Here is a 14,424-nt window from a genome sequence, read left to right on the forward strand (position 1 = left end):
ACATATACTTTCTTATATTCAAGCAAAAACCTGACCGCATGCACGATCAGGTTTGCGTTAATTTTATTTTACTGTTCGCTTTTTTGTTTGGCAAGCCAGCCGGCCAGATCATCAATATCCTGTTCGGACAGCCCCGCTCCCATAGCGGTCTCGTACATCGGAGGCATTTGTCCTTTGCCTTCTTTAATAATAGTAAGAATCGCTGCCTTATCATGCTTATCCCCGACCCCGCGCAGGGAAGGCGGCCCTCCGGTGCCCTTCATATCTACCGCATGGCAGGATACACAGCTGGCTTGCTTATAGAGTGCCATCGCCGGATCATCCTTGTCCACAATGGCAATGTCCTTCGTTTGAACGACAGTTGTGGTAGGCAAGCCAGCCGCCCTGTTCTCGGCCGCTTTCTCCTCACGCTGCACATCCTCCGGAATCTGTCCCGTCTCCGCCATTTCGTGCTTGTATTCCGTCCAGGCGGTATTGGTCAGGTACACAATGGCCGCCAGGGACAGGAACATAAGTGAGGAAGCAATCGGTCTGCGGTAGAACCGGCGCTCACGGCCCGTATCCAGAAAAGGGGCCAGAAGCAGAGATCCAAACGCCACACCGGTCACGCCAAGCGTTCCCAGCACGATATAATCTCCCGATGCATAGGGCAGCTTGAGATACTGATAGAGAAACAGAAAGTACCAGTCCGGGATAGGAATTACCGTCGCTGTGGCATTCGCGGGAAATCCGAGCGGAGCCGGCTCCGATATCGTCAGAACCAGAATACCCACCAGCACCACTACGCCAACCATCCATTCCTTAAGCAGAAAGTTAGGTATAAAAGCTTCAGACTTGCCCGGATAGGCCGAATAGTCAGGCGGAGTAATGAACCCGTTGCCCCTGCGGACCCGGGAATCCCCTACGAATACCACCTTCTCTTTGGAGTCGTCTTTATGCGCCATGACCGTTCCTCCTAAAAGTTTTGTGAGTCTTTGCTTCTCGAACCGCTTCTTACAAAACCCGCTTCGGAAGCATACTCTTAAGTTTTGGTGAGCCTCAATTACAATGGGCCGGAAATTCCTTGTCTGCGGATCATAATGAAGTGTCCGACAAGCAGTATAAGCAGGACCGCCGGGAGGAAGAATACATGGAGGGCGAAGAAGCGGGTCAGCGTCTCGGCGCCAACAATCGTACCGCCCTGCATCAGTTCCTTCAGCACCGGCCCCATAACCGGAACAGAGTTCGCGATCTCCAGGGTAACCTTGGTTGCGAAGTACGCCTTGTTATCCCAAGGGAGCAGGTAGCCGGTTAATCCCAGCCCCAGCATAACGAAGAAGATCAGCATCCCGACGACCCAGTTCATCTCGCGCGGAGCTTTATAGGAGCCGGTGAAGAACACACGCATCGTATGAAGGAACATCATGACAATGACCAGACTCGCTCCCCAGTGATGCATCCCGCGGACAATCTGGCCGAAGGCGACTTTGGTCTGAAGGTACTCCACGCTGGCATAGGCATTTATGATATCGGGTACATAATACATCGTCAGGAACATGCCTGACAGAATCTGAATGACGGTTATGAAAAAGGTAAGTCCGCCGAAGCAATAGACAAAGGCTGAGAAGTGATGGGCCGGATTGACATGCTCGGGAACCTCGTGGTCGGCAACATCTCTCCAGATCGGCGTAATATCCAGACGTTCGTCAATCCAGTTATAGACATTTTTAAACATTGGATTCACGCCTCCTTCTTAGCTTCAGTATTTGGAACGATGTCGCCCAGATACACCCAGCCGCCGTCAATCTTGGTGGTGTACTGGTCAAGCGGCTTCGGGGCTACCGCCAGATTCTTGCCCAGTTTCGTATAACGCGCTCCGTGGCAAGGACAGTGGTATTCATCCGGAAAAGCCTTATCATTGTTCCAGCCTACCGTACAGCCAAGGTGCTTGCAGACCGGTGAAAGCGCATAAATTTCTCCGCTCTCATCTTTACGGATCCACGCCGTCAGCATTGCTGTACTGGCATACCATCCGTCCTGCTGCGGCAGTTCAAAGGTGAACTCCTGGGGCACATCGGTAATCTTGGACGTTTCCGCTACCTTGATAAAGTCTCCTTCGCCTTTTTTATGTAATATCGGGTCTACGGCAAAACGAATCATCGGCAGAATGGCTCCGGCTCCCATAAAAGCGGTGGCACCGCCTAGTGTATAGGCCAAAAACTGTCTACGCGATATATCCTTCCGTTGGGGCTGTTCTTGCGGAAGCGGTTCCTGTTCTTCATTAAGGCTGCTCATACTGTGTGTAACCCCCTTTTCAAAATTTGAGAAGGCACCTGCAGAGTCCGTTCAAAGACAATTCTGGTAATTAATTCGTTTTCAATGAAAAAAATCACATGACATATAAGTTCACCCTAATCATAGCTTAGGCTCCAAAACCCGTCAAGAATATTGTCTAAATTGTGACAGGCATTTGTGGCTGATTTCAGAATAATTGTTGATTTTTCGTCACATTTAACTCATTTTCCATTTAACCATAATCTCTGGATTTCATCCCGTATACGGGAGCTCACCGGAGTATCGGAATTCCTCTTCATTTCAGGCTGGCAAAGGAGTAAATCGCTTTCATAAACCTCTTCTGTTAAAAGCACTTCATTCGCGGATGACACGATGACATACTGGAAACCAATGGATTTGACTTTTTGGCAAAGGGCATTAAGTAAAGCTATACTTTCTGCTCCTGCATATTGTACCGCCGGATAAGTCACCACACGCCCTTGAAAAGGCTTCTCGACTAACTCGAGAAAATCACGCTGACGCTCCAGCGCTGCAACGGTCTCGGGAGGTGTCTCCGTCCCTTGAAGTCCTGTATACGGGATTACACAGGTATCGTAGAAATGTCCATCCGCTTCCCAAGTCTCGCGGTCAAAATCACTGAATTTCATCGGTTGGCCCCCTTCTTGCCGCTCATGCAGCATTTAGAACATCATAATTGTAAAAAAAGAAATGCGCCAGGCGCATTTCCCTATGCCAAACTTTTCAGTTCTTCAGTCAGATTCCGGAAAGCCGCCTCATCTCCGGCAGCCAGCGCCGTGTCAATCTTCCGGTACAAGATGTCGGTACGACGCTTTCTTAACGCTTCATCCCAAACCATTTCTGCAGCAAGCCCCAGCATCACTTCATAAGTAGCCTTCATTTTGTCCATTCGATACACCTCCGCTGTTTAAGAGTTTCCGTATTCCAATGCCTTCTTCACATAGCTTTCACTGGTGCGTGCCATCCTCAGCAGATCCTGTTCGGTCAACTCACGGATCACTTTGGCCGGGGTGCCTAAGGAGAGCGTGTACGGGGGAATGATTTTCTTTTCGGTTACAATGGAGCCGGCTCCTATTAAAGCATATTCACCAATCTCTGCTCCGTTCAATACAATTGCTCCCATTCCGATTAATGTGCCTTTGCCTATCCGGCAGCCGTGGATAATCGCGGAATGGCCAACCGATATATCATCACCCAGAATTAGCGGTACACCCTCAGCCACATGACCCACCGTACCATCTTGGATATTGCAGCGCTCTCCGATTATCACCGGAGCCAAATCTCCTCTAAGCACGGCATTGAACCAGATACTGGATTGTTTCCCCATCCTTACATCGCCAACGAGCTTAGCGCCTTCCGCCACATAGACTGATTCATCAAGCTGCGGTATGTAACTCCCATAAGCAATCCGCATCTCTCTCCCCCTTACTTGAGCAGCAGCTTCGGTACGGCCGCTTCACTTCCCCAGGGCGTCATCATGACCACCGGTCCTTCGGCACCTTCTCCGAGTCTGATCATGCCCAGATGCAGCATCATCCGCAGAATACGCTGTTCGAGTATGGCGCCGGCGTCATCATAATAGAACGGCTTAATCAGCCAGCCCAGCCCTTCGGATAGCGAAGCCACTGTAACCCATCTGCCTGCACTAAGACTAATCCAATAGACTAGCGACGGCAGGTTTGGAATTGCGCCTTTATACAGTCTTAACCAAAAGGAGAATAACTGCATCAGCTTTTCCGATTTCCCTTCCTCCAGGAATTGCTCCCCTAAGGCTGTGAGCTTCAGACGGTAGCCCTCCTCCGAGATCCAGCGGCGGTGGCGGGCATAATCATACAGCAGGGCAAATCTCGGCGGATAATGCTCACAGGCCCTGCCGTAGCCGAATCTCCACCCGCCTTTGCCCAGCAGGGGCTCAGCAATTTGCAAGGCATTCATCACTCCCTGCTGATTGCGTTTATACAGTGCCCCCTCCTGGCCAAGTTCAGGCTCGTTCTCCTTCACATAGCGCAGGAAGAGCAGCAGATCGCCCGCCAGCAGATCACCCTCGCCCCGGTACATTGCCGGTTCAGGACTTGGAGTAATCCCTTCCTTCAGGTGCTCCCCCATCCTGTCGCGGAAGCGGTTCTTCAGATCCAGCGGGACCTGAAACAGATACCTGCTCTGCTGCGATGCACCGGTAAAGAGCCAGCCGCCGTTTTTGAACCTGCTGACCATATCGCGGTAGCTGCCGCTTTTACCGGAGGGTGTGTCAAAACATGCCTGCCTTGCGGCGGCAAGAAGATCTTCCAGACTGAAATGGCTGCGCTCATCAAAAAGCAAAGTGTTCAGGAACCGCAGTTCCTCCGGGGTACACCCCCGGATATGAGACTCCATAAACTCACGGCTGCCCAAGGTAATGAGAATACTCTGAATCAAATCATGTTTGGAATTCCGTTTGCACTCACATTCATAGCGTCCCGCAATGGCGGTAAGCTGACCAATGTCTGCGTAAGTGAGCATATCCGCCAGATTCATCTTTTATCGCCTCACCGTTTTACTACCATTATGGGAAATACAGCCCTTTTTATTCCTTATTACGCAAAAAAAATAACCCGAAGGGTCGGGTTAACGCTGATTCTGCAAGATATGAAGGGTACAGTTGTACAATAACGGATTCCATTCCTGCTCATTTTTCTCCAAAATCGTCAGGGAGAGGTTGCCGAGCCGTTCTGAATACTTGTCTTTGTATAGCGCGGTATACAGCTGTGCAAGAAACCCTCCATGGGAGATGACCAGTACATTCTGATCCGGATAACGGGCTGAGAGATCCTCAAGAAAAGCAAGCCCGCGGACCTGAAGCGCCGCATCGCTCTCCTGCCCCAGTGTTAACTGATTCCAATCCTTGCCCCATTTAGCTTCGCGGGCTGCAGCCGTCATGCCTTCTACCTGGCCATAAGCGCGCTCGCGGATTCGATGATCCGGTTCCAGTAAAGGAATTCCAAGCTTAGCGGCAACGATCCTTCCTGTCTCAGCTGCGCGGGAAAGACTGCTCGTAATGCAATAGTCCCAGTGGTAGGGCTCCTGCAGAAGCCGGTCACCCAGCATCTCAGCCTGCCTGCGGCCTTCGTCGTTAAGCGGAATGTCACTTTGTCCCTGAATCTTACCTTCCGCGTTCCAATCCGTCAGCCCATGGCGTATTAAGCCGATCAGCATTGCCTATCACCTTTCCCTTCCATTTATGTTTGCTTAATAATGTAACACGAATGAAAACAAATGTCTTCTTTTTTAACAAAATTACAGGTCTATTCCTCACTTAAAGCTCATATCCGGATACGAAAAAGCCCTCTTCACTATTTAAGTAAAGGGGCTTTCATTGTCTGCGGTAACGGTTCAGGCGTACCAACAGGAATATAGACAACCCGACGCCAAGCGTCGACAACACCATCCAGTATTGCGGGTGGGAAGGGCCCATATTGGCTACAAGCGGTTCAATAATACCGCCCTCTGACTCGACCGGATAAGAAGATGACCAATCCAGTGTCAGTCCTGCCACACCTGTTTCTACAATCCCGCTCTGGGCCGCAGTAGTATTCGAGGGTGTTTTGAACATGGTGAAATATAAAAAGCTGGAGATGAACACAGCCAGAAAACAGGCGATCCATAGGCTCAGACGGCGGCGGAAAACAGCGGAGCTGCCCGCAGATTTACCGTCTCCGGGCATAAGCCAGGGGCTTTCCAGATAGATCCGCTCCATAACCTTGAGGTTAATCGCATCTGCGCGTTCATCACTGACTTCAAATCTTGAGTCCTGCATAAGCTCACTTGTCTCCTGCCACAACGCCCATTCGGCACTGCAATAGGAACAAGTCGCGATATGTTTCTCCAGCCTTATCCGTCTGGGATCCGTGGGGGGAGCGTCCCACAAGAGCGGAATGGAATCCTGCGCTTCCCTGCAATTCATTGGCCTTACACCCTCTCAGCCTGCTCATCAAATTCAGGCTCATAGAAATAGGATTCGAGCTGAAGCTTCACACTGCTCCTGGCGCGGAACAATAGTGATTTCACGGAGCTGACACTCTGATCCAGAATCACTGCAATTTCCTGATAATCCATCTGATCATATTCACGCAGAATGAGCGCAGAACGCTGCTTCTCCGGGAGATTGTTAATTGCTTCACGGACCAGATTCATCCGTTCCTTACGTAATGCCGCCTGTTCCGGGGCAACGTCAAGCGGTGCCACAGGAGTATAACCGCTCTCTTCAAGCGATACATTTCCGGCACGGTTCTTGCGCAGCTCACTAAGCACCGTATTACGGGCGATAGTGTACAGCCATGTAGAAAAAGAAGCATCCACTTCACGGAACGAATGAAGACTCCGGAAAGCCTTGTAGAAGGTCTCAGAACAGAGGTCTTCTGCAATCAGCTCCATATGGGAATTCTTAAGCATGTGATACACGAACGCCAGTATCTTGCGTTGATAACGTCGCATCAATTCCGAGTATAATTCTGTATCTCCTTGCTTAATAAGCTGGATCAACTGGGAATCCGTCATGGTGAGTTCGGCCCTCCTCGCCCTTGCACGTGTAATCCCGTCCGGTCCGTATCTATTTATACCGGTCAGGTAAGAAAAAGTTGCGGCATTGCTACAAATTTGCACGATTAAATGAAATACTTCCTATGTATATTCAACCAGCCGTTAATTAAGGCATACTGTATGTAAATACAGAAAGAAATTCGCATCTTTACAAATTTCTATTACTGTTCAGATAGGCATATGGCTCCCTATACTTGGAAGAAATCTATAAACATACTTAACCCAGTATAGCATACATTCTAACAGGATGACATTAATAGACTTTTAGATTCAGCGGGAAGTCGAATATTGAAAGCGGTATTATTTAAGTTTGATAAAGGGGTTGACAGAATGTAACCGTATACATATAATAAAAGTACAGTATGGTTTCTCTCCACTCCTATCCAAACACTGCACGGTTCCAATTCATTGTGAACTGTAACCGCTTATTATGTAAGCGGTCTTTTTTTTGTCCATTTTTACGAACAATTGGGTATTTTACAGGCTGATGGCTGCACAGTGCGTTTCAGCGAAAAATAGAAGGACTAGTAATCATGCAGAGCAAATAAATTCTTAGATAAAGAAAAAGCCGGGGCATCATGCCCCGGCTCTTCGCTATACATATACCGTATAATCATTCTGCTGCAATACAACCTTAGCCCGCTCCATATCATGCTCCTGGCGGAACGACAGGCGCATGATCCCGGGTACATCCTCCCGGCTCTCAATAATCTGCACGTTGCTAAGGTTGATGCCCTGGTCGCCAAGCTCTGTGGTGATGCGTCCGATAATCCCGGGATGATCGGGAACATCAATATGAAGGTCGAACAACGGGACAATCATTCCTTTGCGGCGTTCAGGCAGCTGGCTGCGGAATTCATTCGCCTCATGGAAGGCCGACTCGATCCCCGCACCATCGCCCTGCTCCAGCAAATGAATGAATGAAGAAACCTCGTCATTCCAGTCTTTGAGCAGACGCAGCATAACCGAGCGGTTATTCAGCAGGATATCGCGCCAGATGATCGGATCACTTGAGGCAATCCGCGTAATATCCCGGAAGCCGCCTGCCGCAAGTGTGCTGTACAAAGAGTCTGAATCATGGTAAGCATGAATCTGATTGACCAGCGCCACCGCAATAATATGCGGCAGGTGGCTGATCGCTCCGACAATCTCATCATGGCGCTCCGGGTCAAGCCGGACAATATGCGCTCTGGTATGTAGAAGCAAGGATTCCAGTGCATGATAAGCTTCCTCCGGAACTCCGGGCGGAGGCGTCAGCACGTAATAGGCATTCTCGAACAGCAAGGAGGAGGCTGCCTCTACACCCGAGCGTTCCGAGCCGGCCATGGGATGGCCGCCGATGAAATGCACACCGGGAAGGTCAAGGGAAACTGCGCAGGCGGCTATGCTGGCCTTGGTGCTGCCGACGTCGGTGATAATACAGCCCGGCTTCAGCGGCAGGCGGCTTAGCTGCTGAAGATAATCCTCTATCATGCCAACAGGCACACACAGAAAAATATAATCGGCGCCAAGCGCCGCTTCTTCAAGCGATAGGGTAGCCTCGTCGACTACACCTCTGCTGACATATTTGATTGCTGATTCAGGACGGTGGGCATGCCCTACTACGGTCAGGCCCTCCTTGCCTTTGAAGCAAAGGGCCAGTGAGCCGCCGATCAGACCGACACCGAAAATTGCTATTTTTGTCGTCATGTTCTTAGAACTACCTGCCTTCTGTGATATCGTCAATCCTGCTTCTTCTGATATAGGTTATGCGCGTACTCCCTGTTCTTCAAGCGCCTTCTCCAAAGCAGCGATGAAGGCCGTATTCTGCTCGGCAGAGCCGACAGTAACCCGGATGTAGGTAGGGTAGCGGTGGTGGCCTGCTCTCACGATAATACCTTGCCGCAGCAGGGCATCGAAGACCTCAAAGGCCGGCTTGCGCACATCCACCATGATGAAATTGCCGTGTGCCGGGAAGGACTCAAGGCCTAGGCGCTGGAATTCAGCCTGCAGCTGGACAATACCCGCACTGTTAAGCGACCGGCACTGCTGGACATATTGCTGATCAGCCAATGCAGCCAGCGCCCCTACCTGGGCTAAGCGGGTGGTATTGAACGGTTCCCGCACTTTATTGATCAAGGAGATAATCTGCGGGCTGGCCACGCCGTAACCGATGCGGAGTGCTGCAAGACCGTAGATCTTGGAGAACGTGCGGAGTACAACGAGATTGGGATAAGTATCCAGAAGTTTAATCCCGTCAGAGTAACTCAGATCGGTCACGTATTCGAAATATGCCTCATCCAGTATAACCATAACTCCAGCCGGAACTGCATCCAGGAAAGTAATCAGGGCATCCTCCGGCACAATGGTTCCGGTCGGATTGTTCGGATTGCAGATCCAGATTGCCTTGGTACGGTCCGTAATCTTCGCCAGCATGGCATCCAGATCATGGGTACCATTCTTCAAGGGCACTTCAATAGATACAGCACCTTCTATATCAGCGTTGCTCTTATAGACGGAGAAGGTCTGGTCCGCCATTATGGTCTCGTCACCGGGCAGGAAAAATGCACGCGCGATCAGAGCAATAATCTCGTCAGACCCGCAGCCGAAAATAATGTTGTCACTTGCTACTCCCAGATGCCTGGCCAATGCTGCAGTCAGCTCGGCAGCGGAACCGTCCGGGTATAAATACAGATTATCCAGTTCCGCTACAATAGCGGCTTTTGCGCTTGGTGCTGCCCCGTAAGGGTTCTCGTTGGATGCCAGCTTAATAACATCGCTTAAGCCCAGTTCCTTCTTGACTTCTTCGATCGGTTTCCCCGGCTTGTAGACAGGGAGGTCGACGATATTAGGTTTCGGGTTCATGGCCCATCCTCGCTCTCTAGAAGTAATTGGCTAGTATCAGGTCAGTATGCAGACCGTTATGGTCTTAATTGTGCCACAAATTCACGAATTTGCAACAGTCCGGCACTTCTTGTCTCCGGCTGGGCCAGCAGAGGAATAACATCCTCCACCTTGCGGACAATGGCACTGCCGACGACTACACCATCGCAAATCTTCGCAAACCGGGACACCTGTTCTCCAGTGGAAATCCCGAATCCTACAGCGATCGGCAGGTCTGTAGAGCGGCGGACGGACTGAATGAAGTCATCCACCCCGGTATGAAAGGTAGAACGTTCTCCGGTTACACCAAGCGAAGATACGCAGTAGACGAACCCGCTGGCGCCGGAAACAATCCGTGCAATCCGCTCACTGGAAGTCGGGGCTACCAGCGGAATCAGATTCACTCCGGCTGCACGGCTGCGCTCACGCATGTCCTCCGACTCTTCAACAGGCAGATCGGGAATAATCAGCCCGCTGATTTCATGGGCATCCAGCTCGGCGAAGAAGGTATCCAGTCCCATCTGCATCACCGGATTATAGTAGGTGAACAGGATGAAGGGCAGCTGGCTGCCGGCCTGACGTGCCTTAAGGGCTGTCTCCATGCAGGTGCGGAGATGAATGTTGCTGCGCAGGGCTCTGGAGGAAGCCCGCTGAATGACCGGACCGTCGGCTAACGGGTCGGAATAGGGAACTCCGAGCTCCAGAATGTCCGCACCGGCCGCCTCCAGCTCAGCGATAATATCCAGCGTAGTCTCAAGATCAGGATCGCCTACGGTAAGAAAAGGAATCAGGGCTGCCCGGCCCTCTGCCCGCAGCTTTTTGAAGGTCAGATCCATCCGGTTTGTAGTTTCGGTAGTCATTATTTCCCCGCCCCTTCCGTATACGCCATGATCGATTCCACGTCTTTGTCGCCGCGTCCGGACAGGCAGATGACTACAATATCATCCTTGGTCAGTGTCTTGCCGAGCTTCACCACATGGGCAATCGCATGGGCAGATTCGAGGGCAGGGATGATGCCTTCTGTCTGACAGAGCAGCTTCAGCGCATCCAGCGCCTCGTCATCCGTAACCGGCACATACTGTGCGCGGTGAATATCCTTGAGATAGGAGTGCTCGGGGCCGACACCTGGATAATCCAGTCCGGCCGATATGGAATGGGCTTCGGTCACCTGTCCGTGCTCATCCTGCAGCAGGTAGCTGAGCGATCCCTGGAAGACGCCATGACTCCCCTTACTCATAGTTGCTGCATGGAACGGAGTATCAATTCCCTTACCGGCAGCTTCAACACCAATCATACCAACCTGCTCATCCTCCATAAAAGGATAGAACATGCCGATGGCATTACTGCCTCCGCCTACCGCGGCAACCAGCAGATCCGGCAAGCGTCCTTCAGCCTCCAGAATCTGGCGGCGGGTCTCATCCCCGATAATCCGCTGGAAATTACGGACCATCATCGGATAGGGATGCGGGCCTACCGCAGAGCCAAGAATATAGAAGGTATCCTCAACGTTGCTCACCCAGTAGCGCAGTGCCTCATTACCGGCGTCCTTCAGGGTTCTTGACCCGGAGGTTACAGGAATCACCTCTGCACCAAGCAGCTTCATACGGAAGACGTTCAGTGCCTGGCGGCGGGTATCCTCTTCGCCCATGAATACCTTGCATTCCATACCAAGCAAGGCTGCAACTGTAGCGGTAGCCACGCCGTGCTGGCCGGCTCCTGTTTCGGCAATCACCTTGGTTTTACCCATCATTTTGGCCAGAATGCCTTGTCCGATAGCGTTGTTGATCTTGTGCGCACCTGTATGATTCAGGTCCTCACGCTTCAGATAGATCTTGGCTTCTCCCAGATGCTTGCTTAGCCGCTCCGCATAATACAGCGGGGTCTCGCGTCCGGAATATTGCTTAAGCAGGTAATCTATTTCCTCCTGAAAAGCCGGGTCTGCCGAGAATTTACGGTAGGCCTCCTCCAGCTCAATCAGTGCATTCATCAAGGTTTCAGGAACGAAGCGGCCTCCAAAAGAACCAAAACGTCCGTTCTTGTCCGGTACTTGTATCATGATTGCTTCACCCTTTCCACGAAAGCTGTCATTTTTGCGATATCCTTAAGGCCGTTACTCTCCACTCCGCTGGATACATCCACGCCATATGGAGCGTAGCCGTCCAGCAGCTCATTCACGTTGTCCGGATTCAGTCCTCCGGCTATAAATAAAGGCAGCGCATAGTCCGCAGCCGCTTGCTGGTAGAGCGGAATCTGTTCCCAGTCAAACGTACGTCCGGAGCCTCCGCTGCCCTGCGGATCATAGGTATCCAGGAGCAGCGCATCGATTGTGCCGGCGTAGCTCTCCAGGAGAGCACGAATGTCTATTCCTGCTTCAGGGTCATGGCCTGCTACAGAAAGTGCCTTCCATACTTGAATCTGCGGAAAAGCCTGCTTGACCCCGCTGCAGAACAGCGGGCTCTCTTGCCCATGCAGCTGCACGACGTCCAGCGGTACTGTTCTGAGCAGCTCTGTCAGCTCTGTAAGCTGCGGATCGACGAAGACTCCCGCAACGCGGGGTGCTGTCCCAGTCTCCCACTCCTTCAGCTCTGCAACAAGCTCGGCAGCAGCTTCAGCAGTCACTCTGCGGCGGCTCGGGGCAAATACCAATCCGATATAATCCAGAGGCAAACTCTTCATAGATTTTAGCACTTCAACGTCCTGAAGTCCACAGATTTTTACGAGTGTATCAGCCATGCAGCGCACGGTCCTTCCCTGCAGGAAGCGGTCCGAGCAACTGATTCACTGCCTGCTCTACATCCGGCTGGCGCATCAGATATTCTCCTACCAGCACGCCGGTAGCCCGGGTCTTGCTTAAGAATGCGATGTCCTCCGGACCGGTAATCCCGCTCTCACTGATGACCGGCAGTCCCTCCGGAAGCAGTGCCGCAAGCTCAGCTGTGGCAGAAAGCGCGGTCTCAAAGGTCTTCAGATTCCGGTTGTTGATGCCAAGCAGCACGCCGGGATGAACAGCCTTGCCTGTGGCCAGCACCATTTCCAGTTCAGCACGGTCATGCACTTCAATCAGGATATCCAGGCCAAGCGCTGCAGCGGTATCGGTGAATGCGCTCAGCTGTTCAGATGTCAGAATAGCGGCAATGAGCAGAATAGCATCTGCTCCCAGCAGGCGCGCTTCGTAGATCTGCTTCTCATCAATGATGAAGTCTTTGCGCAGCAGAGGAAGCTCCACCGCTTCCCTTACCTGCTGCAGATACGATCCGCTGCCCTGAAAATATTCCCGGTCCGTAAGCACAGACAGGCAGTCCGCGCCTCCTGCTGCATAGCCTTTAGCAATCGCAACCGGATCAAAATCGGCACGGATCAGGCCTTTGGAAGGCGAAGCCTTCTTCACCTCGGCGATCAGCCCCATGTCCCGGTTCCGCCGTCCGGTCAGCGCAGCGCGGAACCCTCTCGTTGCAGGCAGAGCAGCGATAGCCCGTTCAGCCTCTTCCAATGAAAATGTCTTATTTAACGCCTCAACCTCTTTCACTTTGGTGGCAACAATACGGTCAAGATACATAATCAAGCTCCTTCGTCATGGCTTTTAACTGTTCCAGCTTGCGCAGTGCTGCTCCTGAATCCACTACCTCTCTTGCCCGGTCTACGCCTTCCCGCAGTGTATCTGCAAGACCGGCAACATAGATGCATGCCCCTGCATTCGCTAATACGATATCACGGTATGGATTGATTTGTCCTTCCAGCACTGTAGTGATAATTGCCGCATTCTCGGCCGCATCACCTCCGAGCACATCCTCCAGCGGATGCTGGCTCAGCCCGAGCTCCTGCGGTGTAACCTCGTAGGTTGTGACCACACCATTTCTCAGCTCGGAGACCTGGGTCGGAGCCGAAATGCTGATTTCATCCAGACCGTCCAGACTGCTGACAATCATTGCCCGCTTGGAGCCCAGCTCGCCCAGTACTTTGGCCACAGTCTCCGTTTTGTTGCGGTCATAGATGCCCATGAGCTGCCGGTCAGCTCCTGCCGGATTCGTCAGCGGGCCAAGCATATTGAATACAGTACGCACACCCAGCTCACGGCGGGGAGCAGCAGCATGCTTCATTGACGGATGGTAGATTTGTGCGAACAGGAAGCAGATCCCTATGCTGTCCAGACATTGCCGGGCCTGCTCCGCATTCAGATGAATATTGACGCCGAGAGCCTCCAGTACATCGGCGCTGCCCGCTCTGCCGGAAGCCGAACGGTTGCCGTGCTTCGCAACTCTTACAGAGGCGGCTGAGGAGATGATTGCCGAGGCGGTGGAGATATTAAATTTATGGATACCGGAGCCTCCGGTGCCGCAGGTATCGAGCAGCTGGCTACGTTCCGTAAGTACCGGAGTCCCGAAACCGCGCATCGCTTCCGCGAACCCGGTGATTTCCTCTACTGTTTCACCCTTGATACGCAGCGCCGTGAGCAGTGCTCCGATCTGCGCATGTGTTGCCGCCCCCTCCATAATAATCCCCATTACCTCCCGTGCCTGGGTGCGGGTAAGATCCTTTCCTTCGATTAATCCGGCAATTCCTGATTGTATTAACTGGCTTGCTTCCATATTGATTCCCTCCTAAGAGTTTTGTAGGCGGACTTCCTGAATCAGCTTCTTACAAACCGGCTCCGGAAGCATACGCCAAAAATAGTATGGAGCATTCTCTGCTCGTCTT

Annotated in this window: 17 protein-coding genes and 1 pseudogene; all 18 read right to left on the reverse strand. The window is 52.0% G+C overall.

Annotated features, from left to right (window positions below):
- Positions 1-68 precede the first annotated feature (68 nt).
- Positions 69-944 carry a menaquinol-cytochrome c reductase cytochrome b/c subunit gene (locus P40081_RS22620; protein WP_042138609.1) on the reverse strand — a complete coding sequence of 292 codons (876 nt, stop codon included), beginning with the start codon at positions 942-944 and terminating at the stop codon, positions 69-71.
- Between the two features lie 98 nt (positions 945-1,042).
- Entirely contained in the window at positions 1,043-1,714 is a 672-nt protein-coding gene (gene qcrB / locus P40081_RS22625; RefSeq protein WP_020427667.1) for a menaquinol-cytochrome c reductase cytochrome b subunit, read from the reverse strand.
- 5 nt (positions 1,715-1,719) lie between these two features.
- Positions 1,720-2,274, reverse strand: coding sequence for a Rieske (2Fe-2S) protein (locus P40081_RS22630; protein WP_042138610.1), 555 nt, complete (start codon positions 2,272-2,274; stop codon positions 1,720-1,722).
- 221 nt (positions 2,275-2,495) lie between these two features.
- A complete protein-coding gene (locus P40081_RS22635) occupies positions 2,496-2,921 on the reverse strand; it encodes a DUF2487 family protein (protein ID WP_042138611.1) in 426 nt (141 codons plus the stop codon).
- Between the two features lie 80 nt (positions 2,922-3,001).
- Positions 3,002-3,181 (reverse strand): IDEAL domain-containing protein, encoded by a 180-nt coding sequence (locus P40081_RS22640; RefSeq protein ID WP_039309877.1) that lies wholly within the window; start codon positions 3,179-3,181, stop codon positions 3,002-3,004.
- Positions 3,182-3,199: 18 nt separating this feature from the next.
- Positions 3,200-3,706, reverse strand: coding sequence for a gamma carbonic anhydrase family protein (locus tag P40081_RS22645; RefSeq protein ID WP_042138612.1), 507 nt, complete (start codon positions 3,704-3,706; stop codon positions 3,200-3,202).
- 11 nt (positions 3,707-3,717) lie between these two features.
- Positions 3,718-4,806 carry a hypothetical protein gene (locus P40081_RS22650; RefSeq protein ID WP_042138613.1) on the reverse strand — a complete coding sequence of 363 codons (1,089 nt, stop codon included), beginning with the start codon at positions 4,804-4,806 and terminating at the stop codon, positions 3,718-3,720.
- A 90-nt stretch (positions 4,807-4,896) separates the two neighbouring features.
- Complete coding sequence (locus P40081_RS22655) at positions 4,897-5,484, reverse strand: histidine phosphatase family protein (RefSeq protein WP_042138614.1); 588 nt, start codon at positions 5,482-5,484, stop codon at positions 4,897-4,899.
- 157 nt (positions 5,485-5,641) lie between these two features.
- Entirely contained in the window at positions 5,642-6,085 is a 444-nt protein-coding gene (locus tag P40081_RS22660; RefSeq protein WP_052421947.1) for a hypothetical protein, read from the reverse strand.
- 51 nt (positions 6,086-6,136) lie between these two features.
- Positions 6,137-6,232, reverse strand: a pseudogene (locus tag P40081_RS40105) (anti-sigma factor family protein); the annotation flags it as partial.
- A 5-nt stretch (positions 6,233-6,237) separates the two neighbouring features.
- Positions 6,238-6,825, reverse strand: a complete 588-nt coding sequence (locus P40081_RS22665) for an RNA polymerase sigma factor (RefSeq protein WP_039309865.1) — start codon at positions 6,823-6,825, stop codon at positions 6,238-6,240.
- Positions 6,826-7,461: 636 nt separating this feature from the next.
- Entirely contained in the window at positions 7,462-8,556 is a 1,095-nt protein-coding gene (locus tag P40081_RS22670) for a prephenate dehydrogenase (protein WP_039301851.1), read from the reverse strand.
- Between the two features lie 57 nt (positions 8,557-8,613).
- Positions 8,614-9,711 (reverse strand): histidinol-phosphate transaminase, encoded by a 1,098-nt coding sequence (gene hisC / locus P40081_RS22675; protein WP_042138616.1) that lies wholly within the window; start codon positions 9,709-9,711, stop codon positions 8,614-8,616.
- Between the two features lie 56 nt (positions 9,712-9,767).
- Positions 9,768-10,589: a tryptophan synthase subunit alpha gene (trpA, locus tag P40081_RS22680; protein ID WP_039301845.1), complete on the reverse strand. Its 822-nt coding sequence runs from the start codon at positions 10,587-10,589 to the stop codon at positions 9,768-9,770.
- Positions 10,589-11,785, reverse strand: a complete 1,197-nt coding sequence (trpB, locus tag P40081_RS22685) for a tryptophan synthase subunit beta (protein WP_039301842.1) — start codon at positions 11,783-11,785, stop codon at positions 10,589-10,591. Before trpB ends, trpA begins: the two co-directional genes overlap by 1 nt.
- On the reverse strand, positions 11,782-12,462 hold the full coding sequence (locus P40081_RS22690; RefSeq protein WP_042138617.1) for a phosphoribosylanthranilate isomerase: 681 nt from the start codon (positions 12,460-12,462) through the stop codon (positions 11,782-11,784). The genes trpB and P40081_RS22690 overlap by 4 nt, the downstream gene beginning before the upstream one ends.
- Entirely contained in the window at positions 12,455-13,285 is an 831-nt protein-coding gene (trpC, locus tag P40081_RS22695) for an indole-3-glycerol phosphate synthase TrpC (protein ID WP_042138618.1), read from the reverse strand. The genes P40081_RS22690 and trpC overlap by 8 nt, the downstream gene beginning before the upstream one ends.
- On the reverse strand, positions 13,275-14,315 hold the full coding sequence (gene trpD / locus P40081_RS22700; RefSeq protein WP_042138619.1) for an anthranilate phosphoribosyltransferase: 1,041 nt from the start codon (positions 14,313-14,315) through the stop codon (positions 13,275-13,277). The genes trpC and trpD overlap by 11 nt, the downstream gene beginning before the upstream one ends.
- Positions 14,316-14,424 lie beyond the last annotated feature (109 nt).

The sequence above is a fragment of the Paenibacillus sp. FSL P4-0081 genome (assembly GCF_000758565.1).
Classification (GTDB): Bacteria; Bacillota; Bacilli; order Paenibacillales; family Paenibacillaceae; genus Paenibacillus_AQ; species Paenibacillus_AQ phytohabitans.